This is a genomic window from Flammeovirga kamogawensis (assembly GCF_018736065.1).
GTDB classification, from domain to species: Bacteria; Bacteroidota; Bacteroidia; order Cytophagales; family Flammeovirgaceae; genus Flammeovirga; species Flammeovirga kamogawensis.
Genome location: NZ_CP076128.1, coordinates 3,187,876 through 3,212,644 on the forward strand (window position 1 = coordinate 3,187,876; position 24,769 = coordinate 3,212,644).

Here is a 24,769-nt window from a genome sequence, read left to right on the forward strand (position 1 = left end):
ATGGGGCTTTTTGATTTCCTAAGAAAAAGAAATAATTCAATTGAGAGACTAAAACGATTCACTACTACTATAGAGTCTTATCTTACAAGGTTAGAAGATACTGAAAACACTTTTATAACAGCTCAAGAGAAGCTTTCTAAACCTCTTCCAAATCATATGGTAGCGATTTTGGAAAGAAAGTTAGTGTTTCATGATCAAATTTCTGAATTATTTAATCAAATCAATACATTAAAAAGTATTGAATCTTCAGATCCAGACTTTCAACTTCATTTGGAAAGTGCAATTAAAAATTTAGGTGCTTTAAATGCAGTATCAGAGATGGAATTAAAAGATGCAAATAATACTTTAATAGAATCAAATAATTTCCAATCATCTTATTTATCTAATTCAGACATGAGTAACGTTCATAAAGAAATATCTTTATTAAAGAAAGAGAATCTTAATTTACAGGATAAAATTAAAGAGTTGATGAATACTATTGACTTGAATACTATTTAGTATTATAAGTAAGTAGTGTAGAAACTATCTTTATTCATTAATAAATTGAATAACCTCTTCAGTCCCCAACTTCTTCAAACACTCACAAGGTTTATCTCCTATACATTCAAAGCAATCTGTTTTTTCAGTTAGAATATTTTTTATTTTTTTATTGATAAAAAAAGCATCTGCAGATGAAGTGATACAAATTACTTTTTTACCCATTGCTTCTGCAAAATTAGAAATGTCTGTATTGTATGTAATTAATACATCTGATTTAGCAATTAAGGCAAGTACTTCTTCAAGGCTTTCTAAATCTGTAGCGTCTTTTACACTAGGTACTCTAAATAATTCTGGAGCAGTAAATTTTAATGCCTTTCCTTCTTCTTCAAGTCCAGCAATAATATAATTGTTTTCATATTTAGGTAATGAATCAATTAATTCAAAATACCTAATACCCGGCCATGCTCTATGTGCATTCGACCTATAAGGATAGAAAACTATATTTTTTAAATCCTTTTTAATGATACCTCTAAAAATTGCAATAGGATGCTCTATTAATTGCTCTTTTACATTGGTAGAAGTATCAATATCTAATACATGAAGAAATGACAAGTGAGCGTCTAATAGAGAAGTAGCAGTACTAGTATCAATACTGTGGGTTAACCTTCTATTATTTCTCCAAGAATCTTTACCTCCTATTCTGTAGCTAACTTTTAAATCACGTGCCTTTTTAGATAACTCTTTATTACTCTTTAAGAAAAAGATAGCATCTGTATCTTTCAAGGTATTATCATCAATAGTATCAAATAAAATAAATTGATCTATAGATGTAATAAATTTGGAAATTTCGTATTGTACAGAATTTCCTATCCAAGTAATTAGAGAATCAGTGTATTTATTTTTTAAATAACTGATTATCTGTATAGAAATACTGAAATCTTTTAAATTATCACTACCACTTATAACAATATTCTTTAATTGTTGCACTCTCATAACATTATCTACACGATAGTTGTACTTCTTAATGATTTTTCAAATTTGGCGTATTATATTTAGATAAACCAAATAAGTAATTACAAGTTCTTTCTGTTTTAACCTAATTTATTAACTAAAGAAAGAGATACCTCAAAGGTAGCTCTTTCCACTATCATTACAATTATGAGTAATAACCTAAAGAAGAAGAATTCTACTCAAGAACGATTAATTATTTTCGACCGAGAGTTTGCTCCTCACACAGATTCAATGTATAGTTTTGCCTATCGTTTAACTGGAGATGATGAAGACGCAAAAGATTTAGTACAAGATACGCACATGAAAGCGTATAGATTTATCGATTCATTCGAAAAAGGAACAAATGCAAAAGCTTGGTTGTTCCGAATTTTAAAAAACAGTTTTATCAATGAGTATAGAAGGAAGAGTAAAGAACCTTCAAAAATTGATTATAATGAGGTTGAGACTATTTATAATGGAGAAAAAAATGATCCTAATTTAGTTTCAGGTATACGCCAGGATAACAATAAATATAGAATTGGTGATGAAATAACGAGTGCTTTAAATGCATTAGGCGTTGATTTCAGAATTGTTATCATTTTATGTGATCTTGAAGGGTTTACCTATGAAGAAATGTCTAAAATCCTTGATATCCCTATTGGAACGGTAAGAAGTAGGCTACATAGAGCCCGAAATTTATTGAAAGAAAAGCTAGTTGGTTACGCAAAAAAAATGGGATATTCTCAAAAGAAAGCAAACTAAATGAGAAATAGCCGTTTAAGTCATTATCTTTGCATCTTTAATCAAAAAATTATTTGCAAATATAAAGCATGAAATCAGGCAAAGTATTTATCTTTTCCGCACCGTCAGGATCAGGTAAAACCACCGTTGTGAGACACCTTTTAAGTGTATTCCCTGAATTGACATTTTCAATATCAGCAACTACACGTGCTCCGAGAGGAGAAGAAAAAGATGCTAAAGACTATTATTTCATTTCTCTCGATGATTTCAAAAATCGAATTGCAAATGATGAATTTGTAGAACATGAAGAAGTTTATGAAGGGCTCTTCTATGGAACTTTGAAAAGTGAAATAGAAAGAATTTGGAACGAAGGCAAACATGTTGTTTTAGATGTAGATGTGCAAGGAGGCATTAGTCTAAAAAAATACTTTGCAGATAAAGCTGTTTCAGTTTTTGTGTGTCCTCCTAATGTAGAATGCTTAGAGCAACGTTTAAGAGATAGAGCTACAGATTCTGAAGAAGCGATTAAAGAACGTGTGGCAAAAGCAGCTGAAGAAATGCCTTTTGGTGATCAATTTGATATTCGTTTAATTAACGAGGATTTACCAACAGCTCTTGCTAATGCAGAAAAATTAGTAGAAGAAGTAGTAGCATAAGCATATACTTTAATATAAAAATAGAGGTCATCAAGAAATTGGTGACCTCTATTTTTATTCCATATATTTTATTTTTTCATCAAAAAAATCAACTTAATAACACGATGAACTACTGCATTATTTGAAACTGAACAAATAATGAAGTCATATGATAGTATAGTGTAATTAATTTATTGAAGTATCGAAATATTTGTGACTCTACAAAGCAAATAAACAGATGGATGGTATCTGTTAGATTATCAATTTCACTAATTACAACTATGCGAGTATTTATTAAAAAGCTATTTTCATTACTTCTATTTTTAGTAGTAGGTATGCATTTATTATTGGCAGCACCTAGAAATGGAGAAGTACAAGAATTTGAACAGCCAGACGGATCTGTAGTTCAAGTAAAACTTTTTGGAGATGATTTTTATTTGCGAGCAGAAAGTTTAGATGGTTATACGTTGATAAGAGATGAAGAGACAGAATGGATTTGTTATGCACAATTATCAGTTTCTAAAAATGAATTAATATCTACTGGTATTCATTATACAGGTGAACCTTATGGAGTGTCAATATCTAGTTTTAGAATAAGTTTTCAATTAGAAAAACATCTTGATTTGGACCGGTCAAGAATTGAAGTACAGAGAATTCAAAACCAAGATGCATTAAAAGAAAATACTCATCTTGATCATCAAAATATTTATAAAAGTAGTGCGGCTAATGGTAGTGAACAACATGCTACACCTACAAACCATGTTATTGGTAACTACAAGGGAATCTGTATTTTAGTAGATTTTAGTGATGCCCCTGCAGTTTGGGATAAAAGCACTATTGAGCAAATGATGAATGGAGATAATTTTCAGGTAAATGGGAATTATAGTTCAGTTAAAAAATATTTTGAAGATGTATCGGGTGGTTTAGTGGAATATGAAAATGTTGTTTTTGGCTACTTTAGAGCCCCTAAATCATTTGCTACTTATGATAACATGGGCTATGCATCTGGAGCAAGAGAAATTCTTGAATTTGTTTTAAGTAAGGTAGATGAACAAGGGTTTGATTTTTCATCATTAAGTATTCAAAACGGAAAAATACAAGCAATTAATTTGATGTATACAGGTAGGCCTAAAGCATGGGCTAAAGGTATGTGGCATCATAAAGGAACATATACAGGTTTTTCTGCAGATGGGGTTTCTTCTAAAGATTATAATACTTCGCCAGTAAATACTGATTTATCTATTGGTACAATTATTCACGAGAATGGTCATATGTTATGTAAATGGCCAGATCTTTATAAATATTCTAGCTCTACAGGTACGAGTGGAATTGGTAATTTTTGTATCATGGCAGGTTATGGAAGTACTAAAAACCCAATTCCTCCTAACCCTTATTTTAGATGGTTAGCAGGTTGGACAGCTGTAACTAATATTTCTAATTATAATGGAACTATAAATGAAACAGCCAATGATAACACTATTTATAAGTACGACCACCCTACTAAATCTACTGAGTTTTTTATGATAGAAGCTGTTCAGAAAAATGGCCATAGCACTTATTTACCAGATGAAGGTTTAACAATTTGGCATATAGATAGAACAGGGAATAACCAAACTTGGAATCATGAAGTTTGGTTGGAACATGCAAATAATACAAGAGATACGCACAGTGGAGCATGTTGGCACGATGGAGGAAATGAAAGATTTAATGATACTACTTTGCCTAATTCAAATTGGTTAGATGGATCTTCTAGCGAATTAGAAATTTCTGAAGTAAGTAGAGCGGCAAATATTATGACTTTCAATGCTGTAGGAAATGGGGCTGAATGTACTAACCATGAGGTTGTAGATATTACTGTTTCTCCGCAGATAACGACATTATTCAGAAATCAAACGGTTCAACTATTAGCTATTCCATTAAATGAATGTGGAGGCATGGAAAATGTTGATATTACATGGTCTGAAAATGCACCTTCTGGCTTATTTACGGCTATAGAATTTGGTGTATATACAATCACCGCAAATGTAAATAATGTATCTACTTCTGTAACTATAAATGTTGTTGAAGATCCGAATAATTGCTCAGATTCAAGTATTATAGATTTAGTCCTCACTCCTAGTACTAAAACTATTTTTATAGGAGAACAATTAACTTTAGAAGCTATTGGTTTTAATAAGTGTGGAGGTGAAACTACTCTATCACCTATTTGGAGTTTAAATGCACCAAATGGAGTTTTTGATGCAACAGAACAGGGAGTTTATGAGATAACTGTAAGTGTAGGTCAATTAATAACGAACGCTATTGTTACGGTGTTACCAGAAAATGCTACTTTAATTAGTAATAGCGAACAAGGAAATATCTCTTTTATGAATACAGAATGGTATGCACATGATGATGGAATAAATGGAAGATCAACTGTTACTCCATCTAATCCTTTTGAAATGGTAAATGGAGGTGCTAATGGTTCTGATTATTCAGCTAAAATTAAGTATAATTTAAATCAAGGTTCACTTTCTTATAATCCTTTTGTTGCTTTTGGGTTTGACATGAAACCAGACGGTACAGATTATAATTTAACAGGGTCGTCAGGTATCTCTTTTTATCATAAAGGAGAGGCGTTGCATCTACAAACATTATTATCTTCTATTACAGATTATGCTCATTATCAAATACAAATTCCGTCTCATTCAAACTGGACAAAAGTAACATTACAATGGTCTGATTTTGACCAACCTTCATGGGGAAGATCTGTAACATGGAATCCATCTAAAATTACAGGTTTTAAATGGCAAAAAAATGGTAATACGGGTGATAATGGTACTATCTATATTGATGAAGTTAAAATTGAAGGATTAATTTTTGATACTCCTTTAACACCTTGTACATCTACAGGTGTAACTTCTTTAGCTATTTTACCTCAAGAACAGCGTGTAAAATTAAATAGTAATGTTCAATTAGAGGTTACGGGTTTAGATAATTGTGGTAATAGAATTGATATCACTCCTACTTGGTCTTTAAATGCTCCAAATGGATTGTTTTCAGCATCATCTTTAGGAACATTTGATGTGACTGCTAGCGTATTCAATGCTGCTACGAATGAAACTATAACTGCAACAGCAAGTATTTTTGTTGTATTAAACGAATTGCCACTTATAACACTTACTTCTCCATTAACGGGTTCTTTTGATACAAATGAAATATTGTTGTCAGCTGACGCTTTTGATACTGATGGAACAGTTACGAAAGTAGAATTTTATGCAAATGATATTTTAATAAGAACAGATCAATCAGCTCCTTATTCATTTGTGTGGAATGCAGAAAATGGAATTTATAATATTAAAGCTATTGTTTTTGATAATGAAAGTGGATCAACAGTATCCGATGAAGTAACAATCACGATTGATAAAGAAGAGGTTTCTTCTTGTCCATTTTGGAGCTCGGTTTCACAATATCGATTAGGAGATGTAGTTGAGTATAATGGCACAAATTATACAGTAATAAGTGATTGGCCTAATGTTGGAGAAAGTCCCAAATACAATATAGACAACAATTGGGGTTGGGCATGGCGAGAAGGGGGTTCTTGTGAGGGTGGTCCTGCTGCAGCACCTCAAATAATCTTATCTTCAAGTGTACAAGAAAAGACTTTATTAGAAGTGTACCCCAACCCAACTTCGGGTAAAGTAAGAATTGATATTCCTTCTGGAGATGGACAGTTGATTTTGTTTAATCTACAAGGTCAAGCTTTGTTTACTACAGAGGTTATAAATTCTTATCAAGAAGAAGTTGACCTAAGCAGATTTGGTAAAGGACTATTTGTGCTATATTTAGAGGTAAATGGCAAATCAGTTACTAAGAAAATTAGGGTTAAATAGGACCTTTATATAAAAAATAGCCCTGAAAAGAAATAATTTTCCTTTAGGGCTATTTTTATATTTTTAATACTGCTTTCACATCTTTTCTTTAGTGAAATTAGCAAAGTTATGTTCCTTATTTCTAATTCTTTGCCCAAGAACTTTCATAATACCCTGCATCAAACTTCTTCTATAGCCCATTAAAGCAAGAAAATCATCTTGTTCAATTCTTAGTAAAACGGAATCTTTTGTTGTTGTAGCAGATAAAGTTCTAGGTGATGAATCAAGAATACTAAGATCACCAAAAAGATCTCTATTCATAAGGTTACTGAATGTAAAATTACCATCATGTAATTTTACTTCTCCCTCATAAATAATATACATTTCTTTACTTTCCTCCCCCTTTCTAAAAATTGTAGAGTCTCTAGGGATACGTACTTCGTGCATTATACTTGCAATATCTACCAATACATGTTCCGGTGTTTCTCTAAATAGATTAGTTGATTTTAAAAGTATAACTTTTTCTAATTCTAATAGAGGTTTTGTTCCTTCGTTTAATATTCCCATGAGCCATTTTTTTCTATCCGGAGTAACTAATTCATCTAATACTTTTGAAACAGAGATATCTTGATAATCTTCTATTCGTTTTAAACTGATAAGGGCAGGTTCAATAAGTTTGATATTGTCCTTGTTTAATATTTGTCCTATATATTTTAATAAACTTGGAGACATTGAATCTCTCACGCTTATAAGTGCAGTAATTTTTGTCCAAGTATTAAAAAGTGGACGGTTATAAGAGAAAGGGCGAATGATTCCTAATGTGATACTAAGAGGATCTACAAGATTAGAAGAGTAGTAATCTCCTAGTTTCTGCATTTTTGCTTCAAGATCATAATACCCTAAAACAATAATTAATTTCTGATAGATGGAAGAAGGCATTGTTTTCCATAAATTCTTCTCTATTTCTGCATTTTGTAAAAGAGATTCTTGATCTGATATATCAAATTGTTTGTGTTCTGAATCTGTTTTTCTATACAGTTGTTCGCCTTTACCTACAATCAAAAATTCTTGAATTGTTCTTATGTTTTCTTCTATTAAAACGAGCTCTTCATTTAATGCTTTTGATAACATTGCTCTAAATGGTTTTTCATGCTTTAAAACATAAATAGCATTGCATAACCAGTAGTAATTAGAGAAAAATCTTTCTAAATGTTTATTCAGCAAATCAAAATCGCTTTTACATTTAGGACGGTATTTTAATCTCTTTAAAGCATTGTATGCTGCCATTCTCATAAAAGGCCAAGGGTAATCAACCAGAAGCCATAAGATTTCATAAGATTTTGGAGCATCTATTTTTCCTAACGCTTTACATAAAGTAATAAGATAAATATCCTCTCTCCTTTTATTTACAAAGAGTTCATTTTCTATAATATCTAAACAATCTTCTCCGTAGGCAATTAACGTTCTTAAGATGGTATCATTAAACTTACTTTCTTTTAGTAACGAGATTAAAAGAGGTAAGTGTGTTGGACTTTTTACAATTGCTGCAACTTCAATACTTCTTTCAATTAATAGATCGTCACTACTTAAAAGAGCATCAAAAATATAAGGTTCACTTTCTAAAGGAGAAACTTTAGCAAGTACTTCTAATGCAAATAATGCTGTATGTATATCTTCTGACTTAACCGATGCTTTAATATAATTTAGAGCAATGTTTCTTTGTTCTTCAGACTCAGATGATAATAAACCATATAAAGCCCCTTTTTTTATTTCATCTTCTTTATCATCAATCCAATCAATTACTTGATGTATAAAGGTTGGATCATACTTACATGTACTGACAATGGCTTTCTTTTTTACTTTAGGGTCATCATCATATAGAGCAATATTTTTTATTGTTTCAGCAACTTTTTCAGTTAAGTTATTCTGACTGAAATCAATTGAAAAATAACGAATAGCACTGTCAGGGTGGCGAAGCATATGTAAAATAATAGCTTCATTCTTTTTTGGATTTATGACAGTGTTTGCTTCAAGTGCATAGATAATATCCTCTGGTAATTTAGAGGTTAATTTTGATGCAAGTAATCTACTAACTTCTTTATCATGTGTAGCTATTTCATAGCTTTCCATATCTCTTAACAGAAACGCCCTTCGAATAATTACACGGTAATCTCTTGATACAATTTTGGCAGTTAACCACCATAATATTAATAGGCTTACTAGAATCCATAGTATAATTTGTCCTTCATCAAAAGGTCTATCAACATCAATAATCCATAATAAAACACCAGCGAAGAAAAGCCCGATAGAACTAAAAAAGCCTCTTAATATTCCAAAGGTAAAGCCCCTATGTTTACTTTGTATTGGTCTTAATAATGAAGGAGTAATTGTTGAAAATATTACATGCCTTGTGAAAATAAAAGCAATAGCAACTAAGGCTAAAAAGATAGGAACTTTTGAAGGACTAAATTTTATAAATAAGTAAGTACAGCTAACTATTATTAATAAAATGATTGGTGTAAACTGTAGAAGTTTTTTGATACCAATATCTTGAAGTTTTCTAGCATTAAGAAAAGGTTGTACTACAGAAACAATAGCATAAGATATGATTAATAATAACGCTAAAGCATAAATTCCTTTAGTAGGTGTGTAAAGCGTCATTCGTAGATCTATCATAAAGAAAAACTCTACAATAGCCCACACGCTGGCAATACAAAATGTTAGTAAACCTAATTTAAAAACGTAGGGGTTTGTAATTCCAAAAGCCCAGAAACTTTCTGGAGTGAATTTTCTAGAAGGTCTTGTTACAGTATCATGGTATTTTTCTAACCGTTTTTTAACTTTATCACTAGAAAGAACTTGCCATAAACCCCACCCGGCAATAACATAAATTGGAGCTATCCAAAATGACATTGCTTGTATACTTGCAAATTTAGAACCTACTAATACAATTAAGAAACCGGTAAGTTTAAATACAATTTTAAAAGATTTAGCTTTATCAAAAGCTTTCATCTCATTAGGGTTTGAGTAGATGTGTTCTACAATAGCCCAATAGGTACAGTCTTCAAAAAATATTAATGCTTTTACGCATACAATTAGACTAAGAATACCTAAATAATCAGGCTTACCAATACTTAAATAGCCAATTAATAGAGCAGTTAAAATTTTTAATAATGAGTAAGCAGCATTTAGGTGTTCTACTCTAAGTCTTCTTTCTAAGTAAGCAAATAGTCTGGCAATTAATAAAATACTAACTCCCGAAAACATAAATGCAAAAGGTAAATTATCTACTGCTCTTTCTTTAAATAATAAAGTGTAGGTTACAGAAAAGGCTATTGCAATTGCAGCACCTTCTGCAGCAAAGAATAAAGAAAGCCAATTAGAATTATCTTTATTTAGCAACTGAGATAGTTTACTAAAAATATTCTTTTTAGGAAGGTAGTAATAAATTCTGGATGCAATTATGTTCATTTTATATCTTCAAACCTCAACGAGGTAATTTAAATTCTTGCTTAGTTGGTAAGAAGGATGTCGCTTTTTCTAGTGTATATTTTTTCTTTAAACAGTCGAAAGCGATTTTGTTTTGTAGGATACGTCTAAAAATAAAATTCAACAAAAGGCTGAATCAAACATACTCTAAAGTAATAAAAAAAGCCGAAGTAATAACTAAATTACTTCGGCTTTTTGATCTATTGTAATAGAGAATTATTTGTTCATTGAGATCAAGAAATCTTCATTTGAACGAGTACCTCTCATATTGCTTTGTAAAAATTCCATTGCTTCTGCAGACTTCATGTCAGACATCATTCTACGCATAATCCAAACACGTTGTAATGTATCTTTATCCATTAATAAGTCTTCTCTACGAGTACCAGACATCGGGATATCAATAGCAGGGTAGATACGCTTGTTTGCAAGCTTTCTATCCAATTGAAGTTCCATGTTACCTGTTCCTTTAAATTCTTCGAAGATAACTTCGTCCATTTTAGAACCTGTATCAATTAATGCAGTAGAGATAATTGTTAAAGAACCTCCGTTTTCTACATTTCTTGCAGCACCAAAGAAACGTTTAGGTTTGTGTAAAGCATTTGCATCAACACCACCAGATAAAATTTTACCAGATGAAGGAGAAACAGTGTTATAAGCACGAGCTAAACGTGTAATTGAATCTAATAAGATAACAACATCATGAGAACATTCAACCATACGTTTTGCTTTCTCTAAAACTAGAGAAGAAACTTTAACGTGTTTGTCTGCTGTTTCATCAAATGTAGAAGCAATTACTTCTGCATTTACACTACGTTGCATATCTGTAACTTCTTCAGGACGTTCGTCTATTAGAAGTATAATCAAATAACATTCTGGATGGTTTTGTGCAATTGCATTAGCAACCTCTTTTAATAAAACTGTTTTACCAGTTTTAGGCTGAGCTACAATCATACCACGCTGACCTTTACCAATTGGGGCAAATAAGTCTAAAACACGTGTAGAATAAATTTGAGGTTTAGTTGATAAGTGTAACTGATCTTGAGGGAAAAGTGGTGTTAAGTATTCAAATGGAATACGATCACGAATTTCATCAGTTGTTTTACCATTAACTGTATCAACTCTTAGTAAAGCGAAATATTTTTCACCGTCTTTTGGAGGACGAATATTTCCTTTCACAGTATCACCAGTTTTCAAACCAAATAATTTGATTTGAGATGGAGATACATATATATCATCAGGACCTGCTAAGTAATTATAATCTGAAGATCTTAAGAAACCATATCCATCAGACATAATTTCTAAAACACCTTCACTACTAATTACACCATCAAAATCTTTTACTGAAATTTTAGGGGCAGGAGCTTTTGGAGGGTCTAATTCTTTTTGATGAATTGCACTTTCTCTTTCCTGCTCTAAAGTAGGAAGACCTTCAGTGTTATCATCGTCTAAGAACATATCGAAATCTGGTAAATCGTCTAACGGATCAGTACCTAAATCGATTTCTTCTAAAGACATTATATCATCGTGGGTAATTTGCTTAGGAGGTTGTTGTCCACCTTTTCCTTTACGTTTACCTTTTAGATCTTTGTTAGCTTGGTTACTTTGGTTTTTTGGACCGTTGTTTCCTTTCTTAACATTTTCTCTTTTTACTCGCTCACGTTGTTGTCCTTGTCCTTGCCCTGGTTGTGGCTTACGACGATTTAAACGTGTTCTATCTTGACGAGGAGAATCTTGATTTTTCTCGTTTTCAACTGAAGGTTTAGCTTCTGTTTTTTTAGGGGCTGTATCGTTAGAGGCAGTCGGTGTAACATCCTTTGCAGGTTGTTTTGTGGGGCTAGAAGTTTTTTCAGCTTTTGATGGAGAAGGGCTATTTTTTCCTTGAGTAGCATTTACATGCTTTTCAATTCTTTCAATTAGCTCTTTCTTACGAAGGTTACTGAAATTTTTCATGCTAAGACCCTCTGCGATATCTTTTAATTCAGATAGCAGTCTAGCCTCTAGTAGCTTTCTTGTATACATAAAAATAATGGTGACAGTTATTTTTTTCTGTCGCTATAATGAAATACTTTTTGAAGAACCTTGTATTAAGGCATTGTGAGATATGAAGCTATCTACTTATTTGTCACTTTACCGGAAGGAAATAGGTTTTATAGTGACTTTTAATTTTCACAAATCTAATGTACATCAATTAAAATCACAATCCAAATCTTTAGTTTCTTTTAATTTTCTATCAATTCTTTGATAATATCACCAAAGTAGTCTCCATATTCGGGTCCTACCCAGTTCATTTCTCTTACTTCGAAGCTATCTAAAGAGTCATAATAAGTGTCACAGGTTATATAGCCAACGTAATCACCATTAAAACTAGTAATCATAACATCTTTATTTCTTGTAGTAGCGATGGAGTCATATTTGTATTCTAAAGCAATTTCTCCTGAAAAATCAGAAGGCATACCGAACCAATCAATATTACCTAATTTAAAATAAGTGACATTCCCATGTAAACCACCAGAGGCTAACTTAAATACCCAATCTCTTACTTTAATATTTAAGGTTGCATCAATTCTTACTTGAGAAGGTCTAAAATCAATAGGTATTTTATAAATTGAAGCTGTAGTTATAAATTTCATTTCAGCATCATTCCAAACTTTTAAAGTAGAATCGGTTAAAGATTTTCCCATATCTTTAATATGCTCAAAAGAGCTTTCATTTTTTGGATTTGCAGGCCCATGACTAGCTACCATTCCTGCACAATAAGCTGCAAAATCTATAGCGTCTGATGCTTCCAAATTATCAACCCATTCTCCAGTATAATCTCTTGATAAAATCCAATAATCCATATCAATGCAAGTAGCATGTGCATTGAAGGTAACTATGGCTGCATTACTCCCATCAATTCTACTTAATTTAATTACTCTGACTGAGTTTTCTTTAGTACCATTGTCAACAATTCTATTAGTAACCCATTCTGGTGCTAGAGTTTTTACAAAGCCTACACTCCCCTTTATTTTATTATTGCTTGCTTCTTTTATAGCCGCAAGAGATGAATTTACAATTTTTTGAACTACTTCTTCAGAATACTCGCCGACAGATAAATTACCCATTAAACTAGGGTTAAACCCACCAATACCATTATGTGTATGAATGGCAGAATAAAGGATGTTATCAGATGATAAGCCAATTTTAGGTAATTCTTTAGAAAGTCTTTTTCGTACTTCAATAGGAAAAATCATCAAGTCTAATGTTAAAACGAAAGATTCATGTACTCCGTCATCAAATGCAAAGGCTCTAGCGTAAAGAGTATCTCTAACAGCTTTAACTGTTCTATAACCATATCCTGCCATAGGTAATTCTTTTTTGTCAGTAAGAATACTTTTAGCAGCCCATCCTATAAGGAGTGTGTCTTTAGATGGTATTTCACTATGAACTTCTTCTAAAGTCTTTTCAACATTAAGAAATGTATTTTTATACTCTTCTGTAGATTGAAGTGGAGTTCTATCAATTCTACCTAAAAGTAACAGAGCAAGTGCAATTATAACTGCTAATGAAATGTATATTTTCTTAATCAATGCTTTGAAGATTTATCCTAATAAAGTGCTAATTTACTAAGACTACTGCGAAATAGAAGTATTTATCTTCTATGTTTATTTTATATTAATAGAATACAACTATATTTGCAGCTATTAACAGAAGACAATTTTTGAAAACTCATTTTTTAATCATGAAAACTTTTATTATTAAAGCTGTTACTCTTTTGAGTATGGTTGCTCTTGTGCAGGGATGTTACCCTGGAGGAGCTGAATATACTAGTGATTTAGATATTGCTATCTCACAGTATGAATCTGCAGAAAAACTACGTTCGTATAAAACGTACTACTTATCTGAGACAATGGATATCAGAGGATCTAAAAATGCTGATACTCTAACATCTGCTCAACAAGATGAAATTATAGCTAACACAGACGCTTTATTGAAATCTACTCTAAATCTTTCTGAGATAACAAACCCAACTGCTGAAGGTGATGCAGATATTGTTGTTCAGTTAACACAAATTGCTATCCAGCAAACAGGTGTGGCTTGGACGCCAGGTTACCCAGGTTATCCAGGATGGGGTTACCCAGGTTGGGGCTATCCAGGATGGGGATACCCAGGTTACCCAGGTGGAGGTTATTACCCTTGGGGTGGTTACTCATATTACCAATATAGTAATGGTAGTGTAATTGTAGACTTTATTGATGTTGCAGAAACAAAGAAACTAAATGAAGGAACTGTACAAGGTGATACAGTAGTACTTTATTTAGGTTGGGTTGGCGGATTGAACGGTGTTTTATCTCGTTCAAATAACGTTAGTATTGTAAATGATGGTATTGAAACATTATTTAACCAATACAATACTGCAAAAGCTGGAACTGACAATTAAGAACATCCTTTCAAACAGAACTCAATCATGAAAAAATATATTTTATCTGTAGTTTTTGCTCTATTTGCATTAGGAGCAACAGCACAAGAATCGAATTTTATTATTACTTATCAAATGTCTCAGCCGTTAGGCGAAACTAATGATTATATTAGTGCATTTAGCGGAAGAGGTTTTGGTATGGAATGGAGACAGCATTTAGCAACGGCTCCGTTATCTTTTGGTCTATCTGTAGATTGGAATGTTTTATATGAAAAAACATCTGATCAATACAATAGTAATGGTGTAATTGCTGATGGTAAGCAATACCGTTACATGAATATTGTTCCTATTTTAGCTCATGCTAATTACTATTTTAACAAAGATGGTATCACAAACCCTTACATTGGTGTAGGTGTAGGTACATACTATATTAACCAAAGAACAGAATTTGGACAATGGGCAATAGTAGAAGATAACTGGCATTTTGGTTTTGCTCCAGAAATTGGTGTAATAGCAGATGTTAACCCTTCTATTGATATGATTTTTAGTGTTCGTTATAACTACGCATTAAAAGCAGGAGATTCTGTAGATCATTCGTATTTAGGAATTAACGTTGGTTTTGTCTACTAAACTTTACTACGTAATAAATATAACTTCATAATAATGAAAAAAATCTTTTTTGTACTTTCTCTTTTAATAGGGATGTCAATTGTTTCAAACGCTCAATCAATTGATGCAGAAACAATCAAAACTGTAATTAAAACAGAAAAAAGAATCTTCTTTACAGAAAACATGCAGTTGACTTTAGAAGAGGCTCCTATTTTCTGGGAACTATATGATAAATTTGAATTAGATAATTCTGAATTATCAAGAGAGAAAACAAAGTTATTTGAATCATTGATTGGTGGAACAGATGGTTTCAGTGATGAAGAAGCTTCTACAATGGTGTCGGGTCTTGTAGCTTTACAAGCAAAAGATGTTAAGTTGAAGAAGAAACATTTAAAGATGATGTCTAAAGAACTGTCTCCAAAAACAGTTGCAAGATTTTTTCAATTAAATGAATTGATTAATAGTTTCTTAAAAACACAAATATTAAGCGAAATGCCTATCGTTCAAAAATAGGTTAGCTTAATTAATATAAACCTCTGTATCTTTAAGTAGATACAGAGGTTTTTTTATATACAAAAAATGAAAATTACGAAAGAATTTATCATCAAAGAGTTAAAGTCTTGGGGGATATTTGTAGCAATAATAGGTGCACTTTATTTTACAGGTTTATTAACTGATGTAGCAGGAACTGTGCAACGCTTTGTAGTAGCTACAGGTATTGTAAATGCAGATACAGATCAAGGAGTGTCAGGTAAAGCCGATTATAATTGGGTATTGAAAGAATTTGAAACAGGTAAACAAGTGAAATTATCTGATTTTAAAGGAAAAATGATCTTTCTAAATGTATGGGCGTCTTGGTGCCCTCCATGTATTGCAGAAATGCCTAGTATTCAATCGCTCTACAATCAATTAAAAAATAAAGAAGATGTAGTTTTTATTTTACTGAATGTAGATGAAGATAAAACAAAGGCAAGTAAATTTTTAAAACGAAAAGAATATACCTTTCCTATCTATCAAAAAGTAACTTCTACACCGTCAATTTTCTATAGTAATTCTATACCATCAACCTATGTAATAAATAAAGATGGAGAGGTAATTTATAACCATCAAGGGCTAGCAAACTATGATTCTGAGAGCTTTATAAATATGCTAACATCTGACTGACTTATATTTAGTATTTAATATTATTGATAAAACTTCTTACTAGAATCGTATGACTTTAGTAAGTTTTGTCTATATTTGCAAGTTGCATATAATATATATTTTTTCATGTACTTGAAAAAGTATAAATATATAGCACAAAAATACATTTTGGCGGCCCTGTTTTATCAACTATTATAGATAGTAATTGATTGATATACAGATAGTTTTGAAACTTAAAAAAGAGTACCACCTTGGCAACATTCAAGAACGGTAGAAAGAATTTTGCATCAGCAAAAAGAGTATTGGGTTACCCAGACTTCTTAGATGTACAATTTAAGTCTTTCCACAATTTCTTTCAAATCGACACTCCACCTGAATTCCGTGAAGACGAAGGTCTTTATAAGGTATTCATGGAGAACTTCCCTATTACAGATTCTCGTGAGAACTTTAATTTGGAATTTATTGATTATACAATTGACCCTCCTAAATACACTGTAGATGAGTGTGTAGAGAGAGGCTTGACTTTTAGTGTACCTTTAAAAGCAAAATTAAAGCTTTCTTGTAGCGACGAAGATAATGAAGACTTTGAAACCATCGAACAAGATGTGTTCTTAGGAAACATTCCTTATATGACTACTCGTGGTTCGTTTGTAGTAAATGGTGCAGAACGTGTTATTGTATCTCAATTACACAGATCGCCAGGTGTTTTCTTTGCACAATCAAAGCACACGAACGGTACTAAACTTTACTCTGCAAGAGTAATTCCTTTTAAAGGATCATGGATCGAATTTGCAACTGACGTTAATAACGTAATGTATGCATATATCGACCGTAAGAAAAAATTCCCTGTTACGATGCTTCTTCGTTCGATCGGTTATGGATCGGATAAAGACATTTTAGATTTATTCGGTTTATCTGAAGAAATCAAAGTTGATAAGAAGAATCTTAAAAACTTATCTAACCGTACACTTGCTGCACGTGTATTAAAAACATGGACAGAAGACTTCGTTGATGAAGATACTGGTGAGGTAGTTTCTATTGATCGTAACGATGTAATCTTAGAGCGTGATCATATCATCTCTGAAGAAGATCTTGAATTGATCGAAGATGCAGGCGTAAGCTCTGTAATCGTTCATAGAAAAGATATTAACATCAACGATTTCCGTATCATCTTTGATACGTTATCTAAAGATAATTCAAACTCAGAAAAAGAAGCGGTACATCAAATTTACCGTCAACTTCGTAATACTGAGGCTCCTGATGATCAGACTGCGCGTGATATTATCAATAACTTGTTCTTCTCTGACAAACGTTACGATTTAGGTGAAGTAGGTAGATACAAACTTAACCGTAAGTTACAGTCGGAAACAAGCATGGATATCCGTGTGCTGACTAAAGAAGATATTGTCAAAATCATCAAACACTTGATCCACTTGATCAACTCTAAAACAGTAGTTGATGATATTGACCACTTGTCAAACCGTCGTATCCGTACGGTGGGTGAGCAACTTTACTCTCAATTTGGAGTAGGTTTAGCTCGTATGGCACGTACAATTAAAGAACGTATGAACGTACGTGATAACGAAGACTTCAAACCAGTTGATTTGGTGAATGCTCGTACGTTATCATCTGTGATTAACTCGTTCTTCGGTACAAACCAGCTTTCTCAATTCATGGACCAAACTAACCCTCTTGCAGAGGTAACGCACAAGCGTCGTATCTCAGCATTAGGACCAGGTGGTTTATCAAGAGAGCGTGCAGGTTTCGAGGTTCGTGACGTTCACTATACACACTACGGTCGTCTTTGTACTATTGAGACACCGGAAGGGCCAAACATTGGTCTTATTTCATCTCTTACTGTTTATGCAAAAGTAAACAGCATGGGATTCATCGAAACTCCTTATCGTAAAGTTACAGATGGTGTTGTTGACATTGATGACAACAACGTTACATACATCTCTGCTGAAGAAGAGGATGATAAGTTTATCGCACAAGCGAAAACAGATCTAGATGATAACAACCGTTTCACAGAGGAGTTTGTAAAAGTTCGTTATGAGGGTGACTTCCCGCTTAAAGCGCCAGAAGATATCCAATATATGGACGTTGCTCCTAACCAAATTGTATCTATTGCAGCATCTCTAATTCCTTTCTTGGAGCATGATGATGCCAACCGTGCATTGATGGGATCAAACATGCAGCGTCAAGCTGTGCCGTTATTGAAACCTGAGGCACCAATTGTAGGTACTGGTCTTGAAAGAAACGTAGCTATTGATTCTCGTACTGTTGTTCTTGCTGAGAAAGACGGTGTTGTAGATACAGTAGATGCCAACTCTATCAACATGAGATATGACCACACTGAAGATCAAAGACTAGCTAGTTTTGAGAATGAAGTGAAGTCACATTCATTAGTGAAGTTCCGTAGAACGAACCAAGATACTTGTATGAACATGCGTCCTATCGTTAAGAAAGGACAACGTGTGAAAAAAGGTGATGTTCTTTCTGAAGGTTACTCTACTGAAAATGGTGAGTTAGCAATCGGTAAAAACTTGCTTGTAGCATTTATGCCTTGGCAAGGATATAACTTTGAGGATGCGATTGTAATCTCTGAGCGTGTAGTGCGTAATGATGTTTATACTTCGCTTCACATTGTTGAATATGAATTGGAAGTGCGTGACACTAAACGTGGAGAAGAAGAATTAACTTCTGAAATTCCTAACGTTGGTGAAGATGCAGTTAAAAACCTTGACGAAAACGGTATTATCCGTGTAGGATCTCGTGTTCGCCCTGGTGATATATTAATTGGTAAGATTACTCCTAAAGGAGAGTCTGATCCAACTCCAGAAGAAAAATTATTACGTGCAATCTTTGGTGACAAAGCTGGTGACGTAAAAGATGCTTCTTTAAAAGCATCGCCATCATTAATCGGTACTGTTATCGATACACGTTTATTTGCTCGTCCTAAAAAGGATAAAGATTTACGTGCTAAGGCTAAGAAAGAAGTTGAGTTATTGAAAAAACAATACTCACGCGACTTGAAAGGTCTTGAGAACAAAATGATGACGAAGTTGATTGAATTATTAGACGGTATGACTTGTGAAGGTGTACGTCATAAATTTGGTCAAGAAGTAATCAGTAAAGGTGTAGTTTTCAACGAAGCTAATATCGCTGAAAATATCTTCTCTGGTGATAACCCATTCCGTGATGATTCTAGCTATGCAGTAGCTGAGGAAGTAAACCTTATCGGTGACCTTATCTTAGATAACTGGACAGAAGATGTTCGCGTTAATGAGTTAGTACGTGATACTGTAAAGAATTATATCAATGCTCGTAACGAGGTAACTGGTTACTTTAAGCGTGATAGATTTACATTAGAAGTAGGTGACGAATTACCAACAGGTATCGTAAAACTTGCTAAAGTTTACATCGCTAAGCGTCGTAAATTGAAAGTAGGTGATAAGATGGCCGGTCGTCACGGTAACAAGGGTGTTGTTGCTAAGATTGTTCCTGAAGAGGATATGCCATACTTAGAAGATGGTACTCCAATGGATATCTGTCTTAACCCTCTTGGTGTACCTTCACGTATGAACATCGGTCAAATCTATGAAACTGTTCTAGGTTGGGCTGGTTTAAAAATGGGTAGAAAGTATGCTACTCCTATTTTCGATGGTGCTTCTGAAGAAGAAGTAATCGCAGAATTGAAGGAAGCAGGTTTACCAGACTTCGGTCGTGCTCAATTATATGATGGTTTAACAGGTGATCCATTCCACCAGAGAGTTTCTGTTGGTGTAATGTATATGCTGAAACTTGGTCACTTAGTTGATGATAAGATGCACGCTCGTTCAATTGGACCTTACTCACTTATTACTCAACAACCGTTGGGTGGTAAAGCACAGTTTGGTGGTCAGCGTTTCGGTGAGATGGAAGTGTGGGCATTAGAGGCATTTGGTGCTGCTAATGTACTTCGTGAAATCTTAACAGTTAAGTCTGATGATGTTCAAGGACGTGCGAAAGCTTATGAAGCGATCGTTAAGGGCGATAACATGCCTAATCCAAATGTTCCAGAATCATTCAATGTACTTGTGCACGAACTTCGTGGTCTTGCACTAGAGATTACATTGAAATAATTCTAGGTCTGAACAAGACTAAAAAGCCAAAATGTATATATGAAAAACCTGTGAAGTTCTCTTCACAGGTTTTTTCATATTCATTAAGTAGATAAATATAAAGAAGTAGTAAAAATCAGCTGTCATTTATTAAATTGCGTAGCATTTTTTGCCACAGGTTAAAGGTCAATGACAATAATACTGAATTACTGAACTCTACACGTTGAATAATTGTAGATACATTAATTCTGAATACTATAAATATTAGAACAATGAATTTAAAAGATATTGCTGCTATTGCAGGTAAGCCCGGTTTATTTAAAGTTTTAAAGCCTTCACGTTCAGGTGTGATTGTTGAATCTTTAGAGGTTAAGCCTAAAAAAGCAATCGTAAATGCAAGTCAAAGAATCTCTATTTTAAAAGAGATCTCTATGTATGTTACAGGTCAAGCTGAAGAGTCTGTAGCTTTAGAAGAGGTATTTGCATCGGTAAAAGAAAAGCACGGTTTGGCTAAGTTAGATGTTGATACTAAAAGTGAAGAGTCTTTAGAAGATTTTATCTTTTCTGTATTACCAAACTGGGATAGTGATCGTATTTATACTTCTGATATCAAGAAATTAGTAAACTGGTATAACAAACTAGTTGAATTCTATCCTTCTGCATTAGAAGATACAAAAGAGGAAGAATCAAAAGAAGAAGCTGCTGAGTAATTCACTCATAAGTTTTAAGTATAAAAAAGGCGATGCAAGATTAAATTTCTTGTATCGCCTTTTTTGCAATTCAGAAACTAATTTAGTTTCTTTTTTTTGTATTGAAATATTGCTCTAACTCATCTTTTGATAACGCATTTAGTGTCATTTCTTTAGTAAGTCCAGCTTTACGACCTACAAGTAATCCAAAGTGCATATCAGCATAACCTCCTACTGCATGTGCATCTGGGTTAAGAGACAATTTTACTCCCTGATCTAAAGCATATTTTGCCCATCTCCAATCTAAATCTAATCTCCAAGGGCTAGAATTAATTTCAATAACAACATTATTTTTAGCACAAGCATCAATAACAGCTTTATGATCTATTGGGTAACCTTCTCTACGTAATAATAATCTACCGGTTGGATGGCCTAAAATTGTTGTAGCAGGATGTTCAATTGCTGTAATCAAACGCTTTGTAGCTACTTCTTTTGTCATTGTTAAAGGAGAATGAATAGAAGCCACAATAAAATCAAAAGTTGCTAAAACATCATCGTCATAATCTAAACTACCATCAGGTAGAATATCAGATTCAATACCTTTAAATATTTTAAAAGGTGCTAATTCTTTATTTAGTTCATCAATTTCTTGATGCTGTTTTTCTATGCGTTCAATTGAAAGACCATTCGCATAAAAAGCAGTTTTTGAATGATCAGAAATACCTAAATATTCATAGCCTTCATTTTTTAAAAATTCAGCCATTTCTCTTAAAGTATTTTGTCCATCAGAATAGTCCGAATGATTATGGAGACTACCTCTTAAATCCTCATCTTCTACCAATGTAGGTATACCACCTTTTAGGAATTGCTCATCAAAAATACCTTCTCTTAATTCAGGAGGGAAAAATGGTAAACCTGCTTTTTCATAAATTTCTTTATGTGTAGTAACTTCTTCTTTTCTAAGAATATCATTTAAAGAAGGTGAAGCATCGTCTTTTCTTAATTGTAAATGTGCAGTTGTAGCACTTTTCTTAAACGATAATTTTATGAACTCCTGAGGAGATGCTACATAAATTTCTACTAGACTACCCGTATCTTTAGTGGTACCTTTTATGGTAAGAGGAATAGATCTTTCTTCATCTAAATCTATTAATTCAGATTCAGATAAAATGCCAATTAATGCTTTTGTACTTTCTGTTTCTACAGTAAAGCTTAATGTATCTACAATTTCTCTATGAAGAGATAATTCTCCGGATGTACATGCTTTAATCCCTTTATCACTAAGAAAAGATAAAATATTTTTAGCTATTACTTCAGCTTTAGCATAATGTAATCGCTTTCTATTCTCTTGTAAGAAAATAACTTGTTGAAGAATTTTAGCTTCAGTTTTAGCTGCGAATCCTTTTAGGGTTTGAACTTTATTTTCTTCACAGGCAACCTTTAGTTTTTCTAAAGAATCAATATCAAGTTCTTTCCAAAGAGTAGCAATTTTTTTAGGTCCTACTCCACTTAAACCCATCATCTCAATAACACCATCTGGTGTTTTCTCTTTCAATTCAGCTAACTCTTTAAAAGAACCTGTTTCAAACAAAAGCATCAGTTTTTCAGCCATTGTTTTTGATAAGCCAATTTCAATTAATAGTTCATTGGAAAGTTCAAAAAGAGGTGTTCCTGCATTTTCCATACTTTGAATTGCAGAAGAATAAGCTCTTGTTTTAAAAGGATTTGCTCCGTGAAGTTCCATTAATGAGGTAACTAGTCGGAACGTTTTTATTATATCTTTATTTGTCATGATTTCTTTTTTCTTGGGAAGTTATAAAGTTAGAAGAATTACTATTTCTTTCTGATTAATTTTTCGAAGAATCTAGGAAAGAACCTTTTGATGTAAACAGCAGCTTGTTCTCTAGGTCTACCAATTACAACTTCACTTTTACCTTTTGATACAGCTGATAATATATCTTTCACAGCTTTATCAACACTAATACCTCCTTTACCTTCATCTAAATGCCCTTGTGTTGATCCATCACCTTGAAGTGCATTTTTGGCTAAATTAGTTTTTACATAGCCAGGTAGTATATTCGTAATTTGAATATTTTCTGTGGCAAGTTCAGCTCTTAAGGAATCAAAAAAGCCCATTAAAGCATGTTTTGAAGCTGAATAAGCAGTTCTATCTGGTACGCCAAATTTACCTTGAACACTATTAATAGATACGATGATTGGATCATCAGACTTTCTTAAAATTGGTAGTAAAGCTTTTGTTAAATATACAGCACCCCAAAAGTTAACAGCAACTATTTGTTCAAAAGTACTTGTAGCAGTGTTTTCAAACCTAGAACGCTGACTAACACCTCCAACATGAAAAATTATATCAATTGCTCCATAAATTTCATGAGCCACTTCTACTTTCTTATATAAAACTTCTTTATGATCATTTAAATCAAGTGGTAGAATTTGAACAGGAAAATCTGTTCCTATTTCCATCTTTACCTCTTCTAATTTTGATGAATTACGAGCGGATAAAATCAATTTAGCACCTTCTTTTGCTAAAGTTATGGCCAGTATTTTCCCTATTCCAGAAGAAGCTCCCGTAATCCAACAAACTCTATTTTTGTATCTTGATTTTTTCATGATAATACGAAAATACAACCAATTATTGATTCTGTTTTGAAGTGTTTACAAAAAGTAATACAAAGATCATAAGAATCAAGGAATTAGTGATAGATATTAACTGTTATCAATCAAGAGATACTTGTATATTTGTATTCTTAAATTAAAAGAACGGAGAATTTTTAATTGAAACATAATGTCAGTCCATAAACAAAATATAAAGAAAGTTACTACACATCAATTATCTGCTATGAAAGAGCGTGGCGAGAAGATTTCTATGCTTACTGCTTATGATTATTCAATGGCTAAGATTTTAGATGGTGCAGGTATTGACGTTCTTCTTGTTGGTGATTCGGCTTCTAATGTGATGGCAGGTAACGAAACTACATTGCCTATAACATTAGACCACATGATATATCATGCATCATCTGTTGTGAGAGCAGTAGATAGAGCATTAGTAGTTGTAGATATTCCTTTTGGTAGCTATCAAGGTAGTTCGTCTGAGGCATTACGTTCTGCAATTAGAATTATGAAAGAATCTGGCGGACATGCAGTTAAAGTTGAAGGTGGTGAAGAGATAAAAGAATCTGTAGAACGTATTTTGTCTGCAGGTGTTCCTGTAATGGGACATTTGGGATTAACACCTCAATCAATTTATAAATTTGGTACATATACAGTACGCGCAAAAGAAGAAGAAGAAGCAAATAAATTAATTGCTGATGCTAAACTTTTAGAAGATTTAGGATGTTTTGCTTTAGTACTTGAAAAGATACCTTCAGCACTTGCAGAGAGAGTTGCAAAAGAGTTGACGATTCCTGTAATAGGAATTGGTGCAGGTGCAGGCGTAGATGGACAAGTATTGGTTGTACATGATATGTTGGGAATTACTCAAGATTTTAAACCTCGTTTCTTAAGAAGATATGCAGATATCGGAGGTATGATGACTGAAGCAGTTCATCATTATATTTCTGATGTAAAATCTAAAGATTTCCCGAACGAGAAAGAATGTTACTAAATAATGAGTGTGTGATGA

At 32.9% G+C, this 24,769-nt stretch carries 17 protein-coding genes; 11 read left to right on the forward strand and 6 right to left on the reverse strand.

All coding sequences use genetic code 11. From position 1 onward, the window contains the following. Positions 1 to 498: a hypothetical protein gene (locus KM029_RS12700; RefSeq protein ID WP_144073627.1), complete on the forward strand. Its 498-nt coding sequence runs from the start codon at positions 1 to 3 to the stop codon at positions 496 to 498. Positions 499 to 528: 30 nt separating this feature from the next. Here the strand turns inward: KM029_RS12700 and KM029_RS12705 are convergent, their stop codons facing one another. Further along, positions 529 to 1,473 (reverse strand): glycosyltransferase family 9 protein, encoded by a 945-nt coding sequence (locus tag KM029_RS12705; RefSeq protein ID WP_144073628.1) that lies wholly within the window; start codon positions 1,471 to 1,473, stop codon positions 529 to 531. A gap of 165 nt (positions 1,474 to 1,638) precedes the next feature. Between KM029_RS12705 and KM029_RS12710 the strand changes: the two genes are divergently transcribed. From KM029_RS12710 to KM029_RS12720, 3 genes are all read left to right on the forward strand, one after another. After that, positions 1,639 to 2,232 (forward strand): sigma-70 family RNA polymerase sigma factor, encoded by a 594-nt coding sequence (locus KM029_RS12710; RefSeq protein WP_144073629.1) that lies wholly within the window; start codon positions 1,639 to 1,641, stop codon positions 2,230 to 2,232. Positions 2,233 to 2,300: 68 nt separating this feature from the next. Beyond that, entirely contained in the window at positions 2,301 to 2,867 is a 567-nt protein-coding gene (gene gmk, locus KM029_RS12715) for a guanylate kinase (protein WP_144073630.1), read from the forward strand. 260 nt (positions 2,868 to 3,127) lie between these two features. Then, a complete protein-coding gene (locus KM029_RS12720; protein ID WP_158631047.1) occupies positions 3,128 to 6,718 on the forward strand; it encodes a M6 family metalloprotease domain-containing protein in 3,591 nt (1,196 codons plus the stop codon). A 75-nt stretch (positions 6,719 to 6,793) separates the two neighbouring features. Here KM029_RS12720 and KM029_RS12725 read toward each other — a convergent pair whose 3' ends face one another. The 3 genes from KM029_RS12725 to KM029_RS12735 form a co-directional block, all read right to left on the reverse strand. Continuing rightward, on the reverse strand, positions 6,794 to 10,168 hold the full coding sequence (locus tag KM029_RS12725) for a cyclic nucleotide-binding domain-containing protein (RefSeq protein WP_144073632.1): 3,375 nt from the start codon (positions 10,166 to 10,168) through the stop codon (positions 6,794 to 6,796). 234 nt (positions 10,169 to 10,402) lie between these two features. Then, the gene (rho, locus tag KM029_RS12730) at positions 10,403 to 12,205 is read right to left on the reverse strand and encodes a transcription termination factor Rho (protein WP_144073633.1); all 1,803 of its coding nucleotides are present in this window, start codon (positions 12,203 to 12,205) and stop codon (positions 10,403 to 10,405) included. Positions 12,206 to 12,405: 200 nt separating this feature from the next. After that, positions 12,406 to 13,755: a neutral/alkaline non-lysosomal ceramidase N-terminal domain-containing protein gene (locus KM029_RS12735; RefSeq protein ID WP_158631048.1), complete on the reverse strand. Its 1,350-nt coding sequence runs from the start codon at positions 13,753 to 13,755 to the stop codon at positions 12,406 to 12,408. 152 nt (positions 13,756 to 13,907) lie between these two features. Between KM029_RS12735 and KM029_RS12740 the strand changes: the two genes are divergently transcribed. From KM029_RS12740 to KM029_RS12765, 6 genes are all read left to right on the forward strand, one after another. Next, positions 13,908 to 14,606, forward strand: a complete 699-nt coding sequence (locus tag KM029_RS12740) for a DUF4136 domain-containing protein (protein ID WP_144073635.1) — start codon at positions 13,908 to 13,910, stop codon at positions 14,604 to 14,606. A gap of 27 nt (positions 14,607 to 14,633) precedes the next feature. Next, a complete protein-coding gene (locus KM029_RS12745) occupies positions 14,634 to 15,215 on the forward strand; it encodes an outer membrane beta-barrel protein (protein ID WP_144073636.1) in 582 nt (193 codons plus the stop codon). A 33-nt stretch (positions 15,216 to 15,248) separates the two neighbouring features. After that, the gene (locus KM029_RS12750; protein ID WP_144073637.1) at positions 15,249 to 15,707 is read left to right on the forward strand and encodes a hypothetical protein; all 459 of its coding nucleotides are present in this window, start codon (positions 15,249 to 15,251) and stop codon (positions 15,705 to 15,707) included. Positions 15,708 to 15,773: 66 nt separating this feature from the next. Further along, positions 15,774 to 16,358: a TlpA family protein disulfide reductase gene (locus tag KM029_RS12755; protein WP_221465179.1), complete on the forward strand. Its 585-nt coding sequence runs from the start codon at positions 15,774 to 15,776 to the stop codon at positions 16,356 to 16,358. Positions 16,359 to 16,588: 230 nt separating this feature from the next. Continuing rightward, complete coding sequence (gene rpoB, locus KM029_RS12760; protein WP_144073638.1) at positions 16,589 to 20,461, forward strand: DNA-directed RNA polymerase subunit beta; 3,873 nt, start codon at positions 16,589 to 16,591, stop codon at positions 20,459 to 20,461. Positions 20,462 to 20,712: 251 nt separating this feature from the next. Next, on the forward strand, positions 20,713 to 21,150 hold the full coding sequence (locus tag KM029_RS12765; RefSeq protein WP_144073639.1) for a DUF5606 family protein: 438 nt from the start codon (positions 20,713 to 20,715) through the stop codon (positions 21,148 to 21,150). 82 nt (positions 21,151 to 21,232) lie between these two features. Here KM029_RS12765 and KM029_RS12770 read toward each other — a convergent pair whose 3' ends face one another. After that, complete coding sequence (locus KM029_RS12770; RefSeq protein ID WP_144073640.1) at positions 21,233 to 22,921, reverse strand: DNA polymerase/3'-5' exonuclease PolX; 1,689 nt, start codon at positions 22,919 to 22,921, stop codon at positions 21,233 to 21,235. A 41-nt stretch (positions 22,922 to 22,962) separates the two neighbouring features. Further along, positions 22,963 to 23,757 carry an SDR family oxidoreductase gene (locus KM029_RS12775; RefSeq protein WP_144073641.1) on the reverse strand — a complete coding sequence of 265 codons (795 nt, stop codon included), beginning with the start codon at positions 23,755 to 23,757 and terminating at the stop codon, positions 22,963 to 22,965. 175 nt (positions 23,758 to 23,932) lie between these two features. Between KM029_RS12775 and panB the strand changes: the two genes are divergently transcribed. Further along, positions 23,933 to 24,751: a 3-methyl-2-oxobutanoate hydroxymethyltransferase gene (gene panB / locus KM029_RS12780; protein ID WP_144073642.1), complete on the forward strand. Its 819-nt coding sequence runs from the start codon at positions 23,933 to 23,935 to the stop codon at positions 24,749 to 24,751. Positions 24,752 to 24,769: the final 18 nt, after the last annotated feature.

What these genes read in the sequence shown, in the direction of transcription:
- KM029_RS12775 (WP_144073641.1), bottom strand. Translation starts at nt 23,757, where the DNA reads ATGAAAAAATCAAGATACAAAAATAGAGTTTGTTGGATTACGGGAGCT.
- KM029_RS12720 (WP_158631047.1), top strand. Translation starts at nt 3,128, where the DNA reads ATGCGAGTATTTATTAAAAAGCTATTTTCATTACTTCTATTTTTAGTA.
- KM029_RS12745 (WP_144073636.1), top strand. Translation starts at nt 14,634, where the DNA reads ATGAAAAAATATATTTTATCTGTAGTTTTTGCTCTATTTGCATTAGGA.
- KM029_RS12765 (WP_144073639.1), top strand. Translation starts at nt 20,713, where the DNA reads ATGAATTTAAAAGATATTGCTGCTATTGCAGGTAAGCCCGGTTTATTT.
- KM029_RS12710 (WP_144073629.1), top strand. Translation starts at nt 1,639, where the DNA reads ATGAGTAATAACCTAAAGAAGAAGAATTCTACTCAAGAACGATTAATT.
- KM029_RS12750 (WP_144073637.1), top strand. Translation starts at nt 15,249, where the DNA reads ATGAAAAAAATCTTTTTTGTACTTTCTCTTTTAATAGGGATGTCAATT.
- panB (WP_144073642.1), top strand. Translation starts at nt 23,933, where the DNA reads ATGTCAGTCCATAAACAAAATATAAAGAAAGTTACTACACATCAATTA.
- KM029_RS12725 (WP_144073632.1), bottom strand. Translation starts at nt 10,168, where the DNA reads ATGAACATAATTGCATCCAGAATTTATTACTACCTTCCTAAAAAGAAT.
- KM029_RS12755 (WP_221465179.1), top strand. Translation starts at nt 15,774, where the DNA reads ATGAAAATTACGAAAGAATTTATCATCAAAGAGTTAAAGTCTTGGGGG.
- KM029_RS12705 (WP_144073628.1), bottom strand. Translation starts at nt 1,473, where the DNA reads ATGAGAGTGCAACAATTAAAGAATATTGTTATAAGTGGTAGTGATAAT.
- gmk (WP_144073630.1), top strand. Translation starts at nt 2,301, where the DNA reads ATGAAATCAGGCAAAGTATTTATCTTTTCCGCACCGTCAGGATCAGGT.
- rho (WP_144073633.1), bottom strand. Translation starts at nt 12,205, where the DNA reads ATGTATACAAGAAAGCTACTAGAGGCTAGACTGCTATCTGAATTAAAA.
- KM029_RS12770 (WP_144073640.1), bottom strand. Translation starts at nt 22,921, where the DNA reads ATGACAAATAAAGATATAATAAAAACGTTCCGACTAGTTACCTCATTA.
- KM029_RS12700 (WP_144073627.1), top strand. Translation starts at nt 1, where the DNA reads ATGGGGCTTTTTGATTTCCTAAGAAAAAGAAATAATTCAATTGAGAGA.
- KM029_RS12740 (WP_144073635.1), top strand. Translation starts at nt 13,908, where the DNA reads ATGAAAACTTTTATTATTAAAGCTGTTACTCTTTTGAGTATGGTTGCT.